Source organism: Xenorhabdus budapestensis (assembly GCF_002632465.1).
GTDB lineage: Bacteria > Pseudomonadota > Gammaproteobacteria > Enterobacterales > Enterobacteriaceae > Xenorhabdus > Xenorhabdus budapestensis.
On record NZ_NIBS01000010.1, the window covers coordinates 45,906 to 69,076 of the forward strand.

The following is a 23,171-nucleotide window of genomic DNA, read 5'->3' on the forward strand; positions in this document are numbered from 1 at the left end:
TAAAAACAATCATAGACAGGATGTTGTTACAGAGATCACAATTAAAATTAACAATTAGCTTAACATATTGAACATCATCAGAACTTGATTTATTAATACATTAATAACTGTTCTTGCGACACGTCTTTACGTCGCTCAGCTTTTAAGGAGTTGTTAATGAAAGGCACCGTTTTTGCCGTCGCTCTCAACCACAATAGCCAGCTTGATTTTTGGCGCAAGGCATTTCACGAAACACCTTATAACACACCACCTCAAACTCCAATTTGGTTTATCAAACCGCACAATACCGTTATTGCTTCCGGTGATATCATTCCTCATCCTATTGGAGAAACTGTACAAAGTGGCGCAACGTTGGCGCTGTTTATCGGCACAGACAAGGCAGGCAAACCCGCCCGCAGAGTTTCCGTTAAAGACGCTGAGCAATACATTGCCGGTTATGCACTGGCAAATGAAGTCAGCTTGCCAGAAACGTCATTTTATCGTCCCGCCATAAAAGCTAAATGCCGGGATGGCTTTTGCCCAATCGGCCAGATGATCAGTACAAGAAACGTGGATTCACTTGAGATCACAACCGAAATCAACGGTCAGGAAGTTGACCGTTGGTCAACAAAAGATCTGGTACGCTCGTCGTCAGAACTTTTGTCCGCATTAAGTGATTTTGCCACCTTAAAAGAAGGTGATGTCATTCTGCTGGGAACCCCACACCAGCGTGTTACTCTCCATCCCAATGATACCGTCACGATCAACGCTGATGGCTTCCCAACTTTACAAAACCCAGTTGTATTGGCAGGAGGTCAAGCATGAGACACGCCAGAGTTCATTATCAAGGCCAGGATCTTCATGTCACTGTTGATGAACAGGAAAATGTGTTGCTCCCCGATGGTAGCAAAGTCAGCAAACTTGATGTTTTGTGGCTCCCCCCCGCCAATGGAACACTATTCGCATTAGGTCTGAATTACGCCGATCATGCAACCGAGCTGGAATTTAAACCGCCAGAAGAGCCTCTGGTATTTATCAAGGCAGCCAATAGCTTCACAGGCCATTGTCAGGTTTCTGTCCGCCCTGACAATGTGGAATATATGCATTATGAGGCAGAGTTAGTTGTCGTGATTGGTAAACCTGCTCATCAGGTTTCCAGAGCAGATGCGATGGATTACGTTGCAGGCTATACCCTCTGTAACGATTACGCTATCCGGGATTACCTGGAAAATTATTATCGCCCTAATCTGCGCGTAAAAAGCCGCGATACATTAACGCCAATCGGCCCGTGGATTGTTGACAAAAATGAGATCGCCGATCCTCATAACCTAACCTTGAGCACTTGGGTCAATGGTGAGCTACGCCAGCGTGGAACAACCGCAGATTTGATCTTCGATATTCCCTTCCTGCTCGCCTACTTAAGTGACTTTATGACGTTACAGCCAGGGGACATGATTGCTACAGGCACCCCTAAAGGGCTATCCGATGTCGTTCCCGGTGATGAAGTCATTGTGGAAATCGAAGGCATCGGACGTTTGGTAAATCATATTGTCAGCCAGCAAGAATATGAGGAAAGTTTGTCATGACCACCATTAACCACTGGATCAACGGCAAGAACATTAGCAGCAAAACTTATTTTGAAACGACAAATCCTGCAACCGGAGAGGTGTTGGCAGAAGTTGCTTCAGGAGGAAAAGAGGAGATTGATCAGGCAGTTGCCGCCTCCAAAGAAGCCTTTCCAAAATGGGCAAATACTCCAATGAAAGAACGCGCACGCCTGATGCGCCGTTTAGGTGAGTTAATCGATCAGAATGTTCCTGATATTGCCGCAATGGAAACCAAGGATACTGGTCTGCCAATCCACCAAACACAAAATGTACTTATCCCACGCGCTTCCCATAATTTTGATTTCTTTGCTGAAATCTGTCAGCAGATGAACGGGCGAACTTATCCCGTTGATGACAAGATGCTCAATTATACATTGCTCCAACCTGTGGGCGTTTGTGCACTGATTTCCCCGTGGAATGTGCCTTTTATGACCGCTACATGGAAAGTTGCTCCTTGTCTGGCGCTGGGAAACACCGCAGTTTTGAAAATGTCCGAACTTTCGCCACTCACAGCCGACCGATTAGGCGAACTGGCTCTGGAAGCGGGTATTCCAGCAGGAGTGCTGAATGTGGTACAGGGCTACGGCAATACGGCAGGGGATGCTCTGGTAAAACATCATGATGTTCGTGCTGTCTCTTTTACTGGCGGAACAGCGACTGGCCGCCTGATTATGCAAAATGCAGGGCTGAAAAAATATTCGATGGAGCTGGGCGGAAAATCTCCGGTGCTGATCTTTGAAGATGCCGATATTGAACGTGCATTAGATGCTGCTCTATTCACGATTTTTTCGCTTAATGGTGAACGTTGCACCGCAGGTTCCCGTATTTTTATTCAGGAAAGTATCTATCCTGAATTTGTTAAGCGCTTTGCTGAACGCGCCAATCGGCTGCGTATCGGTGATCCGCAGGATCTGAATACACAAGTCGGCAGCCTGATTAGTCAACAACATTGGGAAAAGGTTTCCGGTTATATCCGCCTTGGCATTGAAGAAGGGGCAACCCTGCTGGCAGGCGGCCCGGATAAACCCACCGATCTGCCTGAACACCTGAAAAATGGTCATTTCCTGCGTCCGACTGTATTAGCAGATGTAGATAACCGGATGCGTATAGCGCAAGAAGAGATCTTCGGTCCTGTTGCTTGCTTGCTGCCATTCAAGAGCGAAGAAGACGGGCTGCGCATGGCCAATGACGTGGAATACGGTTTGGCATCTTATATCTGGACACAGGATGTGAGCAAAGTCCTGCGATTGGCCCATGGTATTGAAGCTGGCATGGTATTCGTCAATTCTCAGAACGTACGCGATCTGCGCCAGCCATTTGGTGGCGTGAAAGCCTCAGGTGTAGGACGCGAAGGTGGCGAATACAGTTTTGAAGTTTTTGCTGAAGTAAAAAATGTTTGTATTTCAATGGGAAATCATTCGATTCCTCGCTGGGGGCTTTGATTCAGAATTGGAAGCTTTAACCCGGACTGAGGTTTTTGACACGGGAAAAGTGTAATCAATTCCAGCGTTAACCACGTTTCACCATCCTGATATTAAGTGAGGATTTATGGGCAAGTTAGCGTTAGCAGCAAAAATTACACATGTACCTTCTATGTACTTGTCCGAATTACCGGGCAAACATCACGGTTGCAGACAGAGTGCCATTGACGGGCATAAAGAGATCAGCCGACGTTGCCGAGAGTTAGATGTTGATACCATCATTGTGTTCGATACCCATTGGCTGGTAAACAGCGCCTATCATATTAACTGTGCAGAGCATTTCTCCGGTATTTATACCAGTAACGAATTGCCGCATTTTATTCGTGATATGAGTTACGAGTATGACGGCAATCCCGAACTGGGACGAATTATTGCAGAAGAAGCCTGTAAGATGGGTGTTCGCGCACAATCACATGAAATCCCAAGTCTGAAACTGGAATATGGCACATTAGTTCCAATGCGCTATATGAATAGTGACCGCCATTTCAAAGTGATTTCGATTTCTGCTTTTTGCACCGTTCATGCTTTTGCAGACAGCCGTAAATTAGGAGCGGCTATTTTACGAGCGATTGAAAAATATGACGGTACAGTTGCAGTTTTGGCAAGTGGCTCGCTGTCTCACAGTTTCATTGATGATCAACGTGCTGAAGAAGGAATGAACAGTTATACCCGTGAGTTTGATGAACAAATGGATCGCCGGGTCGTGGAACTCTGGAAGGAAGGCAAGTTCAAAGAATTCTGCAAAATGCTGCCTGAATATGCCCACTACTGCCACGGTGAAGGCAATATGCATGATACCGTAATGTTACTTGGGCTGCTTGGTTGGGATAAATACGACGGTAACGTCGAATTTCTTACCGAATTATTTGCCAGCTCAGGGACAGGACAAGTGAATGCCGTTTTCCCGTTATCAGATTCTGTTCATCAGACAACTACCGTCTGACAGGAGTTAACCATGCCACATTTTTACGCTGAATGTACCGAAAATATTCGCAAAGAAGCCAACTTACCGGAACTGTTTGCCAAAGTGAATCAGGCGCTTGCAGATTCAGGCATTTTCCCTCTGGGTGGTATCCGCAGCCGGGCGATTTGGTTGGATACATGGCAGATGGCGGATGGCAAACAGGACTATGCCTTTGTTCACATGACACTGAAAATCGGTGCAGGACGCAGCTTTGAAGATCGCCAGAAAGTCGGGGAGATGCTTTTTTCGCTCATCAAAATCCATTTTGCTGATTTAATGGCACAGCGTTATCTTGGCCTCTCTTTCACAATAGAAGAACTTGATCCAATACTGAATTATAAATCCAATAACGTTCATAAGTTGTTTAAGGCAAGCGATCAGACATTATGAACAGCGTAATTTAAGGTTATTTAATTCAGAAAAACCAAGTTCACCTTTTTGTTAAATGGAGAGAGAACCATGACAAACCATTTCGATACTTTAATACTTGATACCTTATTACTGCGCCAGCAGGCTTATATTAACGGGCAATGGGTTGATGCGGATAATCAGGCAACCTTTACAGTTACCAACCCTGCCAATGGTGACATCATCGCCAATGTCAGTGATATGGGAGCAACAGAAACTCATCGCGCTATTGAAGCGGCTGAAAATGCGCTTCCTGCATGGCGAGCTTTAACAGCTAAACAGCGTAGTCAGATACTCAGGCAGTGGTTCAATCTGATTATGGATAACCAGAAAATTCTGGCCGAGTTGTTGAGTATGGAGCAAGGAAAAACTCATGCAGAAGCGATGGGAGAAATAGCCTATGGAGCCAGTTTTATCGAATGGTTTGCAGAAGAAGGTAAGCGGATTTATGGGGAGACTATCCCCTCCCCGATGCCAGGACGTCGTCTTTCTACCATCAAACAACCTATCGGGGTCGTCGCGGCTATCACGCCGTGGAATTTCCCTAATGCCATGATCACCCGTAAAGCCGGCCCGGCACTGGCAGCAGGTTGTACTATTGTATTGAAACCTGCCGCAGAAACTCCACTTTCTGCACTGGCACTGGCTGCATTGGCAGAGCAAGCGGGAGTTCCGGCTGGTGTTTTTAACATTGTCACGGGGATGGATGCCAAAGCCATTGGCGAAGTTCTGACTTCTAGCCCTATCGTGCGCAAACTCTCTTTCACTGGCTCAACTCGTGTAGGTAAGTTACTGATGGCGCAAAGTGCCGATACGGTGAAAAAACTCTCTCTTGAATTAGGTGGCAATGCACCTTTCATCGTCTTTGATGATGCCGATTTGGATGCTGCGGTAGAAGGTGCCATGACTACAAAATTCCGTAATAGCGGGCAGACCTGTATCTGTGCCAACCGGATTTTAGTGCAGGAAAATATTTATGAGGCATTTGCTGAACGTCTGACTCAGGCGGTTAAACAACTACGGGTCGGGCCAGCTAATGACAGCACATCACAACAAGGGCCTCTGATTAATCAGGCGGCGGTAGATAAAGTACAAACTCATGTTAGTGATGCAGTTTCCCGTGGTGCACGGCTCCTTACTGGTGGTGAATCACACAAACTGGGTGGACTGTTCTTCGAACCAACCGTGCTGGCTGATGTTGACGAAACAATGCTAATCACTCATGAAGAAACATTCGGCCCTTTGGCCGCCCTATTCAAATTCCGTAATGAAGAAGAAGCTATCCGCCTTGCCAATAATACGGAATTTGGCCTGGCCGCTTACTTTTACTCCCGCGATCTTGGCAGGATTTACCGGGTGGCTGAAGCTCTGGAAAGCGGCATGGTCGGTATTAACGAAGGTTTTATTTCTAACGAAGTTGTGCCATTCGGAGGCATAAAACAGTCTGGCTTGGGACGTGAAGGTTCACGTTACGGTATAGAAGACTATCTGGAAGTGAAATACCTCTGTTTCGGAGGGTTATAAACCAAAGGAGCTTAACATACTATGCTACAACAAGAAGTCGTATCACAGGTTGCGCGCCGTTTACACCAGGCAGAAAAAGACCGTAAACAGATCCGCCAAATCTCATTGGATTATCCGGAAATAACCATTGAAGATGCGTATGCCATTCAACGTGAATGGGTCGGTATGAAAATCGCAGAAGGTCGGGTGTTGAAGGGGCATAAAATCGGTCTGACTTCCAAAGCCATGCAGGCTAGTTCTCAAATTGATGAACCGGATTATGGCTCATTGCTGGATGATATGTTTTTTCAGGCAAGCAGCGATATTCCCTGCGAACGTTTTATTGTGCCGCGTATTGAGGTCGAACTGGCATTTGTGCTGGCAAAACCGCTGTACGGCCCAAACTGTACGTTGTTTGATGTTTACAATGCGACAGATTACGTTATTCCGACATTAGAACTGATCGATGCACGCTGTCATAACATTGATCCTGAAACCCAGCGTCCGCGCAAAGTGCTGGATACGATTTCTGATAATGCAGCCAATGGTGGTGTCATTATGGGTGGGCGCCCCATCAAACCCAATGAATTAGATTTGCGATGGGTCAGCGCCCTACTCTATCGTAATGGTATCGTTGAGGAATCAGGTGTTGCTGCGGCGGTTCTTGATCATCCTGCCAATGGAGTCGCATGGCTGGCTAATAAATTAGCTTCGCATGGTGTTCAACTTGAAGCTGGTCAGATCATTCTTAGCGGCTCTTTCACCCGTCCCGTCCCTGCCCGTAAGGGCGATACATTTCATGTAGATTACGGCGTATTGGGTTCAGTCAGCTGCCACTTTGTTTAAGAATTTAGGGTGTACTTATGGATCAGCTAACAAATAGATTTAAACAAGCCCTGCAATCGGGGCAACCACAAATTGGTTTATGGCTTGGGCTTTGCAGTTCATACAGCGCCGAAATTCTGGCGAATGCAGGTTTTGATTGGTTACTGATTGATGGAGAACACGCCCCTAATGATATTCCTTCAATTCTGAGCCAGCTACAAGCAATAGCTCCTTATCCAAGCCAGCCCATTGTCCGTCCACCGTGGAACGATCCCGTCATTATCAAACAATTACTGGATATCGGTACTCAAACATTGCTGGTGCCAATGATTCAGGATGCTGAGCAAGCACGCGAAGCAGTACGGGCAACCCGCTATCCTCCTGAAGGCATTCGTGGTGTAGGCAGTGCGCTGGCAAGAGCTTCACGCTGGAATCGCATTCCCAATTATCTGGCTCGTGCCAATGAAGAAATGTGTGTCTTGGTTCAGGTGGAAACTCGTGAAGCTTTGAATAATTTAGCAGAGATCCTGGCAGTCGATGGTGTCGATGGCGTATTTATCGGCCCGGCCGATCTCAGTGCAGATATGGGATATCCTGGCAATCCTCAACATCCTGACGTTAAGGCAGCGATTGAACAGACTATTACCCAAATCACAGCCACAGGCAAAGCTGCGGGAATTCTGATGACCAATATTGAAGCTGCGGAGCATTATCTGAAGCTTGGGGTGCAGTTTATTGCTGTCGGTGTCGATATCACACTGCTGACAGGAGCAGTCAGTTCATTAGCGGCCCGCTTTGGCAAGAAACAGGAAAATATCACCCCACCTGTAAACAGTATTTATTAAATTCTGGTATTGAATTCTGGGTACTTCTGCCGAGCCAGAATTGTGTTTGCTATACCCAAATGTTTTCTATACTCAATAAATTTCAATATGCAGGGTATATCGGGCAGATGCCAATCGCAGCATCTGCCATCGCAGTTGTCGTTCCTTCTATTTCTATAAAAACAGAGTGTTCATAACAAGTTAAATATCCATAATAAAGCTCGATTCATAAAAATAACTAATTATAAAAAAGGTAACAACAATGAGCAGTTCACCTGAAGCCATACAAAAATCCGATAATCCGGCTTACCCACATAAACAACTCACTGCCCAACAGCAAAACGTTATCAATAAATTGTTTCGCCGCCTGATCCTGTTTTTATTTGTCCTGTTTATATTTTCCTTTCTGGATCGCATTAATATTGGCTTTGCCGGTTTAACGATGGGAAAAGATCTTGGCCTCACATCTACCATGTTCGGGCTGGCTGCTACACTGTTTTACGTTACTTACGTGGCTTTCGGTATTCCCAGCAATATCATACTGAGTATTGTAGGAGCCAGACGCTGGATTGCCACAATTATGGTTCTGTGGGGTATTGCCTCTACTGCTACGATGTTTGCCACCGGCTCCACCAGTTTGTATATCCTGCGTATGCTGGTAGGTATTGCGGAAGCTGGCTTCCTGCCGGGTATACTGGTCTATCTGACCTATTGGTTCCCAGCCTATTATCGTGCCCGCGCTAATGCCCTGTTTATGATCGCAATGCCTGTCACTATGGCGTTTGGATCACTGGCTTCCGGTTATATTCTGGAAATGGATGGAATTTGGGATCTGCGTGGCTGGCAGTGGCTATTTTTTCTGGAAGGATTTCCCTCTGTTTTACTCGGCATTGTTGTCTGGTTTTATCTGGATGATTCACCGGAAAAGGCCAACTGGCTGACAAACGAGGATAAAAAATGCCTTCAGGAGATGATAGAGAACGATAGAATTTTTTTGGCTCAGGCTGACAACCCACAAACAAAAACCAGCCTGTGGCGTGAAGTTTTTACCCCGATTGTCCTGATGTACACCTTCGCTTATTTCTGCCTGACCAATACCCTGAGCGCCATTAATATCTGGACGCCACAAATTATGCAGAGTTTTAATCAGGAAAGCAGCCATGTTGTTATTGGCCTGCTAACGGCTATTCCGCAGTTCTGTACCATTTTGGGCATGATTTATTGGAGTCGCCGTTCCGATCGCCTGCAAGAACGTAAAATGCACACGGTACTTCCCTATCTGTTTGCCGCCTTCGGTTGGCTCCTGACTTCACTGACAAACAACAGTCTGGTGCAGCTTTTGGGGATCATCATGGCATCAACCGGCTCCTTTACTGCCATGGCGGTATTCTGGACAACCCCTGATCAATCCATCAGCCTGCGTGCACGTGCTATCGGGATTGCCGTGATCAATGCCACCGGAAATGTAGGTTCTGCTGTTAGTCCATTGTTGATCGGATGGCTGAAAGATCAGACGGGTAGTTTTGACTTTGGTCTCTATTTTGTAGCTGGGTTACTCATTATCGGCGCACTGATGGTCTTGCTGATCCCAATGAAAAAGTCAAAACTACAGGCAATATCATAGCCCCGATCAACCATATTCCTAATTACAAATCTCAATAAGGGAAGAAATTGATGTCAGACACTCATATGAGCAAAACCACCATTGCTAATATTGATATCAGCAAAGATTATGATGAAACACAGGGATCAGATGATGTGCACTATCAAACTTTTGGACGCATGGCCGCTTTTTTTGGTCGTGATATGCAGGCGCATCGCCATGACGGTTTTTTTCAGCTTCATTATCTGGTAACAGGCCGGATAGAATTACAATTAGATGATCTTCGCTACTCCGTACAGGCTCCTCTGTTTATCCTGACTCCTCCTTCCGTTCCTCACGCATTTTTTACGCAAGAAGATACCGACGGTTATGTCCTGACAGTACGCCAGGAGTTGATTACACCCCTGCTTAATTCTCTCTACCCTCTCCATCGGGAGTTTATCGATATTCCTGCTATTTGCCTTTCCATCGTGGATAAACCTGATGAATTGGAGACATTCAACCACTATTGGGCACTGATCGGGCGTGAGTCTGCCAACCAATTTGCTGGCCGCGAGCAATCATTGGCCTTTTTAGCGCAATCACTGTTTACCTTCCTGTTACGCAGCATCCCCCTTGATGATCACCATTCCGGTGGAGTCAGAGGAGAATTAAAACTATTCCAGCGTTTTAACCAATTGATTGATCAACATTACCGTCAACATCTTACTGTACCGGAATACGCCCAAAAACTGGGCGTCACTGAGTCACGTCTGAAAGATATGTGTCGTCGGTTTGCCAACCGACCACCAAAAAGATTAATATTTGACCGGCTATTACGGGAAGCTAAACGGTTATTGTTGTTCAGTGACAGTCCTGTATTTGACGTGGCATATCAACTCGGTTTCAAAGACCCGGCTTATTTTGCCCGATTTTTTAATCGGTTGGTGGGATGTTCTCCGAGCGTTTGGCGGGAAAAGAATGTACAGCCAGCTCAATAATTGCCCCATCCTCAGTGCTTATGCAACAGAATATCACGTTGGCAACTGTGCAAAAAATTATTATCAAAACATAAAGGCGATCACATTTACGCAACAAATTATCCGATTTTACCGAAAAGTACCAGCGGATCTTCTGAAAGTCTCTTCAAGTTTTTCCTCTCAATCGCTTCAATCAACCCTATAAAGAAACATAAATTTAACACTTAACCTCCTATTAGGATAACAAATCAAAACAGGAGGTTTCGGAATGATGAGGTAGCCATGAGACCAGAAGATTTGCGAGCCGATCATAAACGCCCATTAACCAGCAAAGAGTACCTGAATTCCCTTCAGGATGGACGGGAAATTTATATCTATGGTGAACGAGTTAAGGATGTCACTACACATCCCGCTTTTCGCAATGCGGCAACCTCTATCGGTCAACTGTATGATGCCCTGCATGCCCCAGAAACCCATGATGTACTCTGTTGGGATACGGATACTGGCAGTGGCGGTTATACCCATAAGTTCTTCCGTTTCGCGACCAGCCCCGATGATATCCGCCAACAACGCGATGCCATTGCTGAATGGTCACGCCAGAGTTATGGCTGGATGGGCCGTACTCCTGACTATAAAGCGGCATTTTGCTGTGCGTTAGGTGCTTATCCTGAATTTTACGGACAATTCGCCGATAACGCCCGTATATGGTATAAGCGCATTCAGGAAAACGCGCTCTATTTCAACCATGCGATAGTTAATCCCCCGATTGATCGTCACAAACCTGCTGATCAGGTTAAAGATGTTTTTATCCAAATAGAAAAAGAGACAGATGCAGGCATTATTGTCAGTGGTGCCAAAGTAGTCGCAACTAATTCGGCATTGACTCACTATAATTTTATCGGTTTTGGCTCAGCACAAGTCATCGGCGATAACCCTGATTTTGCCTTGATGTTCGTCGCTCCGATGGATTCTGAAGGCGTTAAATTAATTTCCCGGGCTTCCTATGAATTAGTGGCGGGAGCCACAGGTTCACCTTTCGATTATCCCCTTTCCAGCCGGTTTGATGAAAATGACGCCATTCTGATAATGGATAAGGTATTGATTCCATGGGAAAACGTGTTAATTTATCGCGATTTTGATCGTGCTCGTAATTGGGCTGTCCAGAGTGGATTTGCCCGCCTGTTTCCAATACAGGCTTGTGTACGACTGGCGGTAAAACTGGACTTTATCACCGGATTGCTGCAAAAGAGTCTTGAATGTACTGGAGTGGTGGATTTTCGTGGTGTTCAGGCAGATCTTGGTGAAGTCGTGGCATGGCGCAATCTGTTCTGGTCTCTGACCGATGCAATGTGGGCAGAAGCCAAACCGTGGGAAGGTAATGCCTACCTGCCGGATACACAAGCAATACAAACTTACCGTATTATGGCACCGATGGCTTATACGAAAATTAAAAACATCATTGAAAGTAATGTCACTAGCGGATTAATTTATTTACCATCCAGCGTGCGGGATATGCAAAATCCTGAAATCAATAAGTACCTGGAAAAATATGTACGTGGCTCCAATGGTATTGATCATGTGGAGCGAATTAAGATTTTGAAATTAATGTGGGATGCTATCGGTAGTGAATTCGGCGGACGTCATGAATTGTACGAAATCAATTATGCCGGCAGTCAGGATGAAATTCGCCTGCAATGTCTGCGCCATGCGTATGGTTCCGGCAATATGAAGAAAATGACGGAGTTGGTGGATCGCTGTCTCTCTGACTACGATGTGAATGGCTGGACAAAACCCCATTTACATAATAACCACGATATTAATTTATTAGATAAGCTGCTGAAATAAATCAGTAGCAGGAGGCTTATTATGTCTTTAAAAAATGAGCATCGCTTGCGTTTCAGGGATGCGATGGCAAGCCTTTCCGCTGCGGTGAATATCATCACTACGGATGGCCCAGCAGGGCGCTGCGGTATAACAGCAACGGCGGTCTGCTCTGTGACAGATACGCCTCCGACTCTGATGGTGTGTATGAATCGCAACAGCACCATGAACCCGGTATTTCAGGGAAACGGCCGGCTGTGTGTCAATATCCTGAATCATGAACAAGAATTAATGGCCCGCCATTTTGCTGGCATGACCGAAGCCAGTATGGAAGAGCGCTTTAGTTGGGATATCTGGCAAACAGGGATACTGGAGCAACCCATGTTGAGAGGAACACTCGCCAATCTGGAAGGAAGTATTGAACAAGTACAGGAAATTGGTACTCATAATGTTTATCTGGTGGAAATAAAACAGATTATTGTTCGTGAAGAGGGACATGGATTAATTTATTTTAAGCGTAGTTTTCATCAGGTGATGAATAAGACTTTGGCTACCGCTGTTTAAGAATATCAGCTTATACTCCTTGTCATACTTCAAGTTGCAGCTTTGTTGGCTGTAACTTGAAATCCATTAGGATACAGTTATTTATCTCGAATTTAATTTTGAAATAATATCCCGCTAGTTAAGCCTCCGCTGCATTGATTAAAAAACCATCTTATTCCAATATTGAAAATCAGCCGGTAACTTGATTTATTATTTAATAAATATGAAAGATTATATAAAATTATATGATCTTTATGTAGATTTCATCCCTGTAAAAATATTAATCACATAACAAAAATTTAATATATTGATATTTATGATCTCATTTATTAATACCAATTTTTAGGTAGTCATTCTTCGATAAAAAACAAACAAAAAAGATTAAACAGTCATCAAATTGATTCATTTGCGAACATTTAAACCATTCATGCATGATTCTTGTTATTAATTTAGTGAATATTTTGCCAAATCTGGTATTAATTTTTACATTAGTGTGATCAACTACTGAGAAGATATTGTACTAGTATATTAACCTCCTGCGCTTCCGGTCACTCTGAATAAATAAACAAAATCACAACCCGTGCAATACATTATGTTATCCATATGTTAACAGCAGTATGAACTCTGGATGTATTGTCCACCGGTATGACAACTAACAGAGGCAGTTACTATGAATAAAACCGTTCCAATCGGTTTATGGGATCAACCGAAACCCTTTTTCATGATCTTTTTTGTGGAATTATGGGAAAGATTTGGCTACTACGGCGTTCAAAGCATTCTTGCTGTTTACTTTGTTAAACAACTTGGCTTTTCAGAAGCACAATCATTTATCACCTTCGGTGCGTTTACTGCACTGGTTTACGGCCTGATTTCCATCGGCGGTTATGTTGGTGACCATTTATTGGGAACAAAGCGAACTATCGTTCTGGGTGCCATTGTACTGGCAATAGGCTATTTCATGATTGGTCTTTCCATCATGGAACCTGAGCTGATTTTTTATGCTCTGGGAACCGTGGCTGTTGGTAATGGCCTTTTCAAAGCCAACCCCGCCAGCTTGCTGGCAAAATGTTACCAGCCCCAAGATCCACGCCTGGATGGTGCATTTACGTTATTCTATATGTCTATCAATCTTGGCTCTCTATTTTCTCTTGCTCTTGCCCCTGTCATTGCCGACAAATATGGCTACGCCGTCACTTATAATATCTGTGGTATTGGCCTGATTATCGCCTTGCTGGTTTATGTCGCCTGCCGCCGCATGGTAAATAACATCGGCTCTGAACCAGATCATACCCCTCTGAACTATGTAACTCTGTTTTTCGTTTTGCTTGGTACAGTGGCTATGATTGGGGTCTGTGCATGGTTATTGCACAATATCGACATTGCCAATATTGCCCTCATGGCGATTTCAGCTGTTGTTGTAATGATTTTCTTCTGGCAGGCATTCAAACAGGACAGGATCGGCCGCAATAAGATGTTAGTGGCATTTATTTTGATGCTTCAGGCGATTGTGTTCTACATCCTGTATAACCAGATGCCGACTTCCCTCAATTTCTTCGCTATCAACAACGTCCACCCCCAGATCCTCGGCTTTAATGTTAACCCCATCAGTTTCCAGGCACTGAATCCATTCTGGATCATTGTGGTCAGTCCTATCCTGGCTGTGGTTTACACCCGCTTGGGTGCGAAGGGAAAAGACTTTTCCATGCCAACAAAGTTTACCTTCGGCATGTTCCTATGTTCTCTCGGCTTCATGACAGCAGCCGCTTCGGGTTTATTTGCCGATGAACAAGGCATGACTTCCCCATGGTTTATTGTGCTGGTTTACCTGTTCCAGAGCGTCGGGGAATTGATGATCAGTGCACTGGGGCTGGCAATGGTAGCAACGTTTGTTCCTAGCTACCTGACAGGGTTTATTCTGGGCATGTGGTTCTTATCTCAGGCAGCAGCATCAGTATTAGGAAGTTATGTTGCAACATTCACCGCTGCACCAGAAGGCGTGACCGACCCTCTGCAAACTCTGCCACTTTATACAGGTGTATTTGGAAAAATAGGCATTGCCACTCTTATTGTTGCCGTGATTATGGCTTTCATGGTGCCGTGGCTGAACCGCATTATGAAGGATGGAGCGAAAGCATAACCAATCTGATTCGATTTAATTAAACAAAATTCCCGTTCGTTGATAATTAAAATAACGAGCGGGAACTAAAAAAACTACTTTAATCCATGCCAATCAGTATGGAAATTATAGCACGTCAACCGCGTTCAATTCTTTGAAAGCCTGCTCCAGACGAACTGTCATAGAAACCTGACCAGCACGCAGCCAGACGCGTGGATCATAGAATTTCTTATTCGGTTTATCCGCACCTTCCGGGTTACCCAGTTGGCCTTGCAGATAACCTTCATTCTTCTTGTAATAGTTCAGAATACCTTCCCAGGTAGCCCATTGAGTATCGGTATCAATATTCATTTTCACCACACCATAGCTGACGGCTTCCTGAATCTCTTCTGCGGTAGAGCCGGAACCACCATGGAAGACGAAATCCAGGCTGTTGTGTGGCAGGTTGAATTTCTCAGAAACGTAGTCTTGAGAATTGTGCAGGATTTTTGGTGTCAGTTTAACGTTACCTGGTTTATATACACCGTGAACGTTACCGAAAGATGCCGCGATGGTAAAACGTGGGCTGATAGCACTCAGTTTCTCATAAGCGTAAGCCACATCTTCTGGTTGAGTATATAGAGAAGAGCTGTCCAGATGAGTGTTATCAACGCCATCTTCTTCACCACCAGTACAACCCAGTTCAATTTCCAGCGTCATGTCGATTTTCGCCATGCGTGCCAGATATTGGCTACAAATTTCGATATTTTCTTCCAGAGATTCTTCTGACAGATCAATCATGTGAGAAGAAAATAATGGTTTGCCAGTCTGAGCATAGTGCTTTTCACCAGCGTCCAACAGACCATCAATCCACGGCAGTAATTTACGCGCGCAGTGGTCGGTATGCAGGATCACTGGCACATCATAATGCTCTGCCATCTGATGTACATGGTGAGCACCAGAAATTGCCCCCAGAATTGCTGCTTGCTGCCCTTCAAGCTTCAAGCTCTTACCCGCTACAAATGATGCACCACCATTGGAAAACTGGATGATTACCGGAGCACGTACTTTTGCCGCTGTTTCCAGCACTGCGTTGATAGAGTCAGTACCGACACAGTTAACTGCCGGCAGAGCAAAGTTATGTTCTTTTGCGATGGCAAAGACTTTTTGAACATCATCACCAGTGATGACACCCGGTTTTACGAAATCAAAAATTTTAGACATGTTACGTGGTCCTGTATTGACATTGAACAGGCAGTATTCACTGCCTGTTATCACAACTTATTTACTATTAGCACGTTCTTCCAGCATCACAACGGCTGGTAGTTTTTTGCCTTCAACAAACTCAAGGAAAGCACCACCACCTGTAGAGATGTAAGATATTTTATCAGCAATTTCAAACAGATCTATTGCTGCCAAAGTATCACCACCACCTGCAATCGAGAAAGCATCGCTCTCTGCAATTGCACGGGCAACAATTTCGGTTCCTTTACGGAAATTAGGGAACTCAAAAACACCAACCGGGCCATTCCACAGAATAGTCTTAGCGTTTTTCAGGATTTCAGCCAGACGCTCAGCAGATGCGTCGCCCAAATCAAGGATTTGCTCGTCATCTTTAATTTCACTGGTGGATTTCAGCATGGCTTCGGCAGTTTCAGAGAATTCTGTCGCAACACGAACATCAGTAGGTACTGGAATATCACAGCTTTCCAGCAGTTTTTTCGCTTCAGGGATCAAATCATCTTCATACAGAGAGCGACCTACATTGTGGCCTTCTGCGGCAACAAAGGTATTAGCAATTCCGCCACCAACGATAAGCTGATCAGCAATTTTGGACAGTGAATCAAGAACAGTCAGTTTAGTTGAAACTTTAGAGCCACCGACAATCGCCACCATTGGACGAGCTGGGCTGTGCAGTGCTTTGCCCAGGGCTTCCAGTTCACCAGACAATAATGGACCAGCACAGGCAATCGGCGCAAATTTAGCGACACCGTGAGTTGACGCCTGAGCACGATGTGCTGTACCAAAGGCATCCATTACATATACATCACACAACGCTGCATACTGTTTCGATAACGTTTCGTCGTCTTTTTTCTCACCTTTGTTGAAGCGAACGTTTTCCAGAACAACCAATTCACCTTCCGCCACTTCAACGCCATTCAGATAATTTTTTTCCAGACGAACAGGAGAAGAAAGTGCACCTTTCAGGTAATCAACGACGGGTTGCAGTGAGAACTCTTCGTTGTATTCTCCCTCAGTCGGGCGTCCCAGGTGAGAAGTAACCATGACTTTGGCTCCCTGATTCAACGCAGCCTCAATCGTCGGCAAAGACGCACGGATACGTGCATCAGAAGTAACTTTGCCATCTTTTACAGGCACATTCAGATCAGCACGGATCAGAACACGTTTACCCGCTAGATCTAAATCAGTCATCTTAATTACAGACATGGTGAATCCTCTCATTGATTCTCTATAAAATTACTCAATCTTCTGTTGTGATTACATGAAACCTTTAGAAGCCATTACCAGCGTTGTATCAAGCATACGATTGGCAAAGCCCCACTCATTATCACACCACACAAGCGTTTTGATCAGATGATTTCCACTCACTCTGGTTTGTGTACCATCCACAATAGCACTGTGAGGATCATGGTTAAAATCCGTTGAGACCAACGGTAGATCAGTGAAATCCACTATACCACGAAACGAATTTACCGCTGATTTTTGCAGTAGCTGGTTTACCTCACTGACATTAACGGCAGCACTGACTGTCACACTTAAATCAATCGCTGTTACATTGATGGTAGGTACTCGTACAGAAATAGCTTCAAACCGATCACTGAATTTGGGAAAGATACGTGTGATCCCCACAGCTAGTTTTGTGTCGACTGGAATGATCGACTGGCTGGCCGCACGGGTTCGACGTAAATCACAGTGATAAGCATCAATTACTGGTTGATCATTCATGGATGCGTGAATTGTTGTCACCGTGCCCGATTCAATGTTAAACGCATCATCCAGCACTTTAATGATCGGGATAATACAATTTGTTGTACAAGATGCATTAGAAACAATGCGATCTTCGGCAACCAATAAATCATGATTTACACCATATACCACCGTTGCATCCAGATCATTGCCTCCTGGATGGGAAAACAGAACCTTTTTGGCGCCACTAGTGAGATGAGCTTCTCCATCCACTCGTTCACCATACTTCCCCGTACAATCGAGTACAATATCAATACCCAGTTCTTTCCACGGCAAATCCGAGATATCTGGTTGATGAAACAGCCGTATACTGTCATCTCCTACGTGCAATACTTTATTGTTCAGGCGTATATCCCATGCAAAACGCCCATGACTGGAATCGTATTTCAATAAGTGAGCGATACCTTCTGCATCAGCCAGCTCATTGATAGCAATAACCGCAATTTCAGCCCGACGCCCGGTTTCGTAGAGAGCACGCAGAACACTGCGCCCTATTCTCCCAAAACCGTTAATCGCTACCCTGATTGTCATGTTACTCCCTGAATTTTTCTATGGTCACGCAACGGCTTAGAATAACTGAGCAACTGCAAATTGTACGGATGATTCATCATAAAATTAATCAGATTGTGACAGACAAGACATTTTGCCTGCGATAACTGAAACGGTTCAGCTATTTATAAGGGAAGACTACGAGAAAAAGAGAGCAATGGCAAGGATCATTAATAGCATAATGAAAAAATTTTGATGAAAAAAAGAGCGCATTAGCCCAACAAAGTTTGATGCTAATGCGCTTCTTCCCCTTTCATCTTTCAGCAAGCAGTTTTTATTTGCTGCTTTCTAAAACCTATTCAGGGTATAGTTTGCTTGTTATTTCAGTAGTGCGGTTGCTTTGGCAACGACATTTTCAACAGTGAAGCCAAATTCTTTGAACAGCGCATCAGCAGGAGCAGATTCACCAAATGTATCCATTCCCACGATAGCACCATTAATACCAACGTATTTAAACCAGTAATCAGAAATACCTGCTTCAATCGCAACACGGGCAGAAACCGCAGCAGGGAGAACCGCTTCACGGTATGCCGCATCTTGTTTGTCAAATACATCAGTAGATGGCATAGAAACTACGCGAACTTTACGGCCCTTTGCACTCAGTTGCTCAGCAGCTTTCACTGCCAGCTCAACTTCAGAACCCGTCGCAATCAGGATTAATTCAGGCTGACCTGCGCAATCTTTCAGGATATAAGCGCCTTTCTCGATATTCGCCAGTTGCTCAGCAATACGCTCCTGCTGTGCCAGATTCTGACGGGAGAAGATCAGAGAAGTTGGGCCATTTTTACGCTCTATAGCATATTTCCACGCTACCGCAGACTCTACTTGATCACATGGGCGCCAGGTGCTCATATTCGGTGTTACACGCAGGCTGGCAATTTGCTCAACTGGCTGATGAGTCGGGCCATCTTCACCCAAGCCGATAGAATCGTGGGTATAAACGAAGATGTTACGGATCTTCATCAGTGCAGCCATGCGTACTGCGTTACGGGCGTATTCAACAAACATCAGGAATGTCGCACCATAAGGCACAAAACCACCATGCAGAGCAATACCATTCATGATGGCAGACATACCAAACTCACGTACACCGTAATGAATGTAGTTACCATCCTGAACTTCGTTCAGAGGCTTGGAGCCAGACCACATCGTCAGGTTACTTGGTGCCAGATCAGCAGAGCCGCCCATGAATTCAGGCAGAATTTTACCAAATGCTTCCAGAGCATTTTGTGATGCTTTACGGCTGGCAATAGAAGCGGGATTCTGTTGCAGATTTTCAATAAATGCTTTGGATTCAGTTTCCCAGTTTGCAGGCAATTCACCACTGGTACGACGGCGGAATTCTGTAGCTAGTTCTGGATAAGCTTCAGCATAAACGGTGAATTTTGCATCCCAAGCGCTTTCTTTAGCTTTACCGACTTCTTTTGCATCCCATTCTGCATAAATATCCTGAGGAATTTCAAAAGCAGGATACTCCCAACCAAGAGCCTTACGGGTCGCTTCAATTTCAGCGTCACCCAGTGGAGCACCGTGACACTCTTCTTTGCCTGCTTTGTTTGGCGAACCAAAACCAATAATAGTTTTGCACATTAACAGAGATGGTTTGCCGGTTTCTTTACGAGCTTCTTCGATAGCAGCCTGAATTGCAGCAGAGTCATGGCCATCTACGCCACGGATAACATGCCAGCCATAGGATTCAAAACGTGCAGCGGTGTCATCAGTGAACCAACCTTCAACTTCACCATCAATGGAGATGCCGTTGTCATCATAGAAAGCGATCAGTTTACCTAGCTTCAGTGTACCCGCCAGAGAACAAACTTCATGGGAGATCCCTTCCATCATGCAACCATCACCCATGAATACATAAGTGTAGTGATCGACAATATCGTGGCCCGGACGGTTAAACTGCGCTGCCAATGTGCGTTCCGCAATAGCAAAACCAACTGCGTTGGCAATACCTTGTCCCAATGGACCGGTTGTCGTTTCTACGCCCGGAGTATAACCATATTCTGGATGACCAGGGGTTTTAGAATGCAGTTGACGGAAATTTTTCAGATCGTCGATAGAAACATCGTAACCAGTCAGGTGCAGCAAGCTATAAATCAGCATAGAGCCGTGACCATTGGATAATACGAAGCGGTCACGATCAGCCCAGTCAGGATTGACAGGGTTATGGTTCAAATAGTCGCACCACAGCACTTCAGCAATGTCAGCCATTCCCATCGGTGCACCAGGATGCCCTGATTTTGCTTTCTGCACAGCATCCATGCTCAAGAAACGGATAGCATTCGCAAGGGTTTTACGAGTGGTCATTCTTTACTCCAAGTCGGATAAAAGCGTTAGTGAACTAGAACTAATTTTCGCAGCGCAGCATATAAACCGCAATCATTAATGCCAATAAACGAAAACTATCTTAATTTCCGCTCGGCATCAATTCTTTGATTTACCCCGCTGTTAACAGCCTGATTCAAAAGAGGAGGCTGAGTTAAAGAACGATAAATGTCGTAATTTTCATCATCAAAACAAACAAGATTCACTTGTAATATATTTTGATTGATAGAAAGGCTTGAATGAATTGTTTCCAAAGCGATTTTTGCTGCCATTTTCTGCGGGAAACGGTAAATGCCTGTGCTGATATTGGGAAAAGAGACAGTCGCAATATTGTATTGTTTAATAATCTCAAAACAGTTCAGATATAAATTGATTTGAAATCTTTGGTAATCAAATAAAAAAGCCCCGAGTTAAAAACTCAGGGCTTATAAATTCTGGCGGTGCGGACGGGACTCGAACCCGCGACCCCCGGCGTGACAGGCCGGTATTCTAACCAACTGAACTACCGCACCGCATGGTGTTCTGGTTGAGAACACAGTGGATAATACGGGCCTCCGCACAATCCGTCAATCGCATTTTATAATAAAATAGTGCGCTTGCACAGTTTTTCACCTTAATGGCAAATTAATCCCCACTTATCGCAATCTCAATCAATGTAATTGTTCAGGTTCTGTTCGCCACAGGCAACTTCCCCCTTTCTTTTGCACCAGATCCAAACGGGACTCATGCTGAATCAATTCCTCATCAGAAGCATAAATAACTTTCAGCCCCGCTTGAGGACGAGTTATTTTTTGAATTTCTGCAACCTGAGCATTGTTGGATACTTCTCCTTCCATCGAAAAAGCCAGTGATGTCTGACCGCCAGTCATTGCCAGATAGACATCAGCCAGAATTTCGGCATCGAGTAATGCCCCGTGGAGAGTACGCTTCGAGTTATCAATATGGTAACGATCGCACAACGCATCAAGGTTATTACGTTTACCGGGGAAAAGTTGCCTTGCCAGTATCAAACTATCCGTAATCGTACAGAATTCTGCGGTTGGCGGAATATCACGATTAAGCTTGCTGAATTCATAATCCATAAAGCCGATATCGAACGTCGCGTTATGGATGATCAGCTCAGCCCCACGGATAAATTCAATAAATTCCTCAGCAATATCAGCAAATTTGGGTTTATCCAGCAAAAACTCATCACTGATACCATGAACCTCAAACGCTTCCGGATCAACCAAGCGTTCAGGTTTAATATAAATGTGGAAATGACGCCCTGTCAGGCGACGGTTGATGACTTCCACCGCTCCGATTTCAATGATGTTATGCCCCTCGTAGTGAATTCCCAGTTTATTCATACCAGTTGTTTCGGTATCGAGGACGATTTGACGGGTAATTGCAGTGCTCATAGTGTTTTTTTGTGTCAGACTTAGAGTTTTGATTGAAGATGATATAGGAAGAGTCTACCAAATATGAGCAAACAGGTAGAAATTTTCACCGATGGTTCTTGTCTCGGTAATCCCGGTCCCGGTGGATATGGTGTTTTACTTCGTTATAAACAAAAGGAAAAAACCCTAAGTAAAGGCTACTTCCGCACGACCAACAACCGTATGGAACTTATGGCCGCCATTATCGGGCTAGAGGCGCTCAAAGAATCCTGCAAAGTGATTCTGACCACCGACAGTCAATATGTTCGCCAGGGTATTACTCAATGGATCCACAACTGGAAAAAACGTGGCTGGAAAAAAGCAGATAAATCTCCCGTGATCAATGTTGATTTATGGCAACGACTGGATAAAGCCATTTCACCCCATGATATTGACTGGCGTTGGGTTAAAGGGCATACAGGCCATCGGGAAAATGAATTATGTGATGAATTGGCTCGCACAGCAGCCAACTCCCCGACCCAAGATGATGGTGGCTATATCGAAAATGCAAACTAACCTACACGAAATTAATTACGTTGGTGAAAATTTTTCACTATCCCTAACGCATTACTGAATTTAGGTTTCAACAATCTGGCCCGCATGGGATTGAGAGTTAAAGGTATTGTCCGCTTGCGGGCAATAATCACATTCAGACAACCAAGCATTGATGTCGTATGCTCATAGAAACTATTTCCACTCTTCCACGGTAAGACATGAAAATTAGCATGGTAAAGAACTTCATAGTTAAGCAAGCGAAGCCAGTCCAATTGACGCAATCTGGAAAACATTTGGGCACGGTAAGATCGTCTGAAACATACAGGTGAAATCACTTTTCTCAGCCCTAATAAACTTATTGGATTAAAACCAGAAATGATCAACCAGCCATCATCAATCATAATCCGATCCACTTCCCGAAGCAGCCAATGAGGATCAACGCTATAAGTCAGCATATGAGCCAATAAACAGGCATCAACGGATTTTGCCTCGAAAGGAAGATAATGAGGATCAGCAATTACATCCATACCTTCACCTGCCAATCCTACGTTGACCTGGTGACTGATTAGACAAGAGCGACTATCAATCTCTACACTTAAATTACCGACTTTAGCTAAATGAAAGCCAAAAATTTTTGGCCACCACGGTTCCAATTGACGTTCCAAAGCGACACGGTAATATTCTCCCCAAGGTAACTCAGCCCAAGATTCAGGAGGAGTTATTTGTTTGATTGCATGTACTGATTGCATGTCATTTTCCTTCCAACCTACAAAGCTAT

At 44.7% G+C, this 23,171-nt stretch carries 21 protein-coding genes and 1 tRNA gene; 14 read left to right on the forward strand and 8 right to left on the reverse strand.

The annotated features are described in order from the left end of the window. Nucleotides 1-156 precede the first annotated feature (156 nt). The 13 genes from Xbud_RS10615 to dtpB all read left to right on the forward strand — a co-directional run bounded on the left by Xbud_RS10615 (nucleotide 157) and on the right by dtpB (nucleotide 14,654). A complete protein-coding gene (locus Xbud_RS10615) occupies nucleotides 157-804 on the forward strand; it encodes a fumarylacetoacetate hydrolase family protein (protein WP_099136043.1) in 648 nt (215 codons plus the stop codon). After that, complete coding sequence (locus Xbud_RS10620; protein ID WP_099136044.1) at nucleotides 801-1,565, forward strand: fumarylacetoacetate hydrolase family protein; 765 nt, start codon at nucleotides 801-803, stop codon at nucleotides 1,563-1,565. The genes Xbud_RS10615 and Xbud_RS10620 overlap by 4 nt, the downstream gene beginning before the upstream one ends. After that, on the forward strand, nucleotides 1,562-3,028 hold the full coding sequence (gene hpaE / locus Xbud_RS10625) for a 5-carboxymethyl-2-hydroxymuconate semialdehyde dehydrogenase (RefSeq protein ID WP_099136045.1): 1,467 nt from the start codon (nucleotides 1,562-1,564) through the stop codon (nucleotides 3,026-3,028). The genes Xbud_RS10620 and hpaE overlap by 4 nt, the downstream gene beginning before the upstream one ends. A gap of 106 nt (nucleotides 3,029-3,134) precedes the next feature. Next, nucleotides 3,135-4,010: a 3,4-dihydroxyphenylacetate 2,3-dioxygenase gene (gene hpaD / locus Xbud_RS10630; RefSeq protein ID WP_099136046.1), complete on the forward strand. Its 876-nt coding sequence runs from the start codon at nucleotides 3,135-3,137 to the stop codon at nucleotides 4,008-4,010. 12 nt (nucleotides 4,011-4,022) lie between these two features. Further along, entirely contained in the window at nucleotides 4,023-4,421 is a 399-nt protein-coding gene (locus Xbud_RS10635; RefSeq protein WP_099136047.1) for a 5-carboxymethyl-2-hydroxymuconate Delta-isomerase, read from the forward strand. Nucleotides 4,422-4,490: 69 nt separating this feature from the next. Beyond that, nucleotides 4,491-5,963 carry an NAD-dependent succinate-semialdehyde dehydrogenase gene (locus Xbud_RS10640; RefSeq protein WP_099136048.1) on the forward strand — a complete coding sequence of 491 codons (1,473 nt, stop codon included), beginning with the start codon at nucleotides 4,491-4,493 and terminating at the stop codon, nucleotides 5,961-5,963. A gap of 21 nt (nucleotides 5,964-5,984) precedes the next feature. Beyond that, nucleotides 5,985-6,788: a 2-oxo-hept-4-ene-1,7-dioate hydratase gene (gene hpaH / locus Xbud_RS10645; RefSeq protein ID WP_099136049.1), complete on the forward strand. Its 804-nt coding sequence runs from the start codon at nucleotides 5,985-5,987 to the stop codon at nucleotides 6,786-6,788. Nucleotides 6,789-6,805: 17 nt separating this feature from the next. Continuing rightward, a complete protein-coding gene (gene hpaI / locus Xbud_RS10650) occupies nucleotides 6,806-7,612 on the forward strand; it encodes a 4-hydroxy-2-oxoheptanedioate aldolase (protein ID WP_099136050.1) in 807 nt (268 codons plus the stop codon). A gap of 241 nt (nucleotides 7,613-7,853) precedes the next feature. Then, complete coding sequence (gene hpaX / locus Xbud_RS10655; RefSeq protein WP_099136051.1) at nucleotides 7,854-9,215, forward strand: 4-hydroxyphenylacetate permease; 1,362 nt, start codon at nucleotides 7,854-7,856, stop codon at nucleotides 9,213-9,215. A gap of 65 nt (nucleotides 9,216-9,280) precedes the next feature. Beyond that, nucleotides 9,281-10,174, forward strand: a complete 894-nt coding sequence (gene hpaA, locus Xbud_RS10660; protein ID WP_422645743.1) for a 4-hydroxyphenylacetate catabolism regulatory protein HpaA — start codon at nucleotides 9,281-9,283, stop codon at nucleotides 10,172-10,174. A 261-nt stretch (nucleotides 10,175-10,435) separates the two neighbouring features. Then, a complete protein-coding gene (gene hpaB, locus Xbud_RS10665; RefSeq protein WP_099136053.1) occupies nucleotides 10,436-11,998 on the forward strand; it encodes a 4-hydroxyphenylacetate 3-monooxygenase, oxygenase component in 1,563 nt (520 codons plus the stop codon). Nucleotides 11,999-12,019: 21 nt separating this feature from the next. Continuing rightward, on the forward strand, nucleotides 12,020-12,538 hold the full coding sequence (gene hpaC, locus Xbud_RS10670; RefSeq protein WP_099136054.1) for a 4-hydroxyphenylacetate 3-monooxygenase, reductase component: 519 nt from the start codon (nucleotides 12,020-12,022) through the stop codon (nucleotides 12,536-12,538). Nucleotides 12,539-13,187: 649 nt separating this feature from the next. Continuing rightward, nucleotides 13,188-14,654 (forward strand): dipeptide/tripeptide permease DtpB, encoded by a 1,467-nt coding sequence (gene dtpB / locus Xbud_RS10675; RefSeq protein ID WP_099136055.1) that lies wholly within the window; start codon nucleotides 13,188-13,190, stop codon nucleotides 14,652-14,654. Between the two features lie 105 nt (nucleotides 14,655-14,759). On the opposite strand, the gene fbaA is transcribed toward dtpB, so the two are convergent. From fbaA to dnaQ, 7 genes are all read right to left on the reverse strand, one after another. Further along, on the reverse strand, nucleotides 14,760-15,836 hold the full coding sequence (gene fbaA, locus Xbud_RS10680; RefSeq protein ID WP_099136056.1) for a class II fructose-bisphosphate aldolase: 1,077 nt from the start codon (nucleotides 15,834-15,836) through the stop codon (nucleotides 14,760-14,762). 57 nt (nucleotides 15,837-15,893) lie between these two features. Continuing rightward, nucleotides 15,894-17,060 carry a phosphoglycerate kinase gene (gene pgk / locus Xbud_RS10685; RefSeq protein ID WP_099136057.1) on the reverse strand — a complete coding sequence of 389 codons (1,167 nt, stop codon included), beginning with the start codon at nucleotides 17,058-17,060 and terminating at the stop codon, nucleotides 15,894-15,896. Between the two features lie 51 nt (nucleotides 17,061-17,111). Beyond that, complete coding sequence (epd, locus tag Xbud_RS10690) at nucleotides 17,112-18,131, reverse strand: erythrose-4-phosphate dehydrogenase (protein ID WP_099136058.1); 1,020 nt, start codon at nucleotides 18,129-18,131, stop codon at nucleotides 17,112-17,114. A 336-nt stretch (nucleotides 18,132-18,467) separates the two neighbouring features. Continuing rightward, nucleotides 18,468-20,462 (reverse strand): transketolase, encoded by a 1,995-nt coding sequence (gene tkt, locus Xbud_RS10695; RefSeq protein WP_099136059.1) that lies wholly within the window; start codon nucleotides 20,460-20,462, stop codon nucleotides 18,468-18,470. 95 nt (nucleotides 20,463-20,557) lie between these two features. After that, nucleotides 20,558-20,854, reverse strand: a complete 297-nt coding sequence (locus tag Xbud_RS10700) for a macro domain-containing protein (protein ID WP_099136060.1) — start codon at nucleotides 20,852-20,854, stop codon at nucleotides 20,558-20,560. 61 nt (nucleotides 20,855-20,915) lie between these two features. Next, nucleotides 20,916-20,992: transfer RNA gene (locus tag Xbud_RS10705), tRNA-Asp, on the reverse strand. 138 nt (nucleotides 20,993-21,130) lie between these two features. After that, nucleotides 21,131-21,880, reverse strand: a complete 750-nt coding sequence (gene dnaQ / locus Xbud_RS10710) for a DNA polymerase III subunit epsilon (RefSeq protein ID WP_099136061.1) — start codon at nucleotides 21,878-21,880, stop codon at nucleotides 21,131-21,133. Between the two features lie 63 nt (nucleotides 21,881-21,943). On the opposite strand from dnaQ, the gene rnhA reads away from it, so the two are divergent. Continuing rightward, nucleotides 21,944-22,414, forward strand: a complete 471-nt coding sequence (gene rnhA, locus Xbud_RS10715) for a ribonuclease HI (RefSeq protein WP_099136062.1) — start codon at nucleotides 21,944-21,946, stop codon at nucleotides 22,412-22,414. A gap of 11 nt (nucleotides 22,415-22,425) precedes the next feature. Here rnhA and Xbud_RS10720 read toward each other — a convergent pair whose 3' ends face one another. Further along, the gene (locus Xbud_RS10720) at nucleotides 22,426-23,142 is read right to left on the reverse strand and encodes a class I SAM-dependent methyltransferase (RefSeq protein ID WP_099136063.1); all 717 of its coding nucleotides are present in this window, start codon (nucleotides 23,140-23,142) and stop codon (nucleotides 22,426-22,428) included. Between the last annotated feature and the right edge of the window lie 29 nt (nucleotides 23,143-23,171).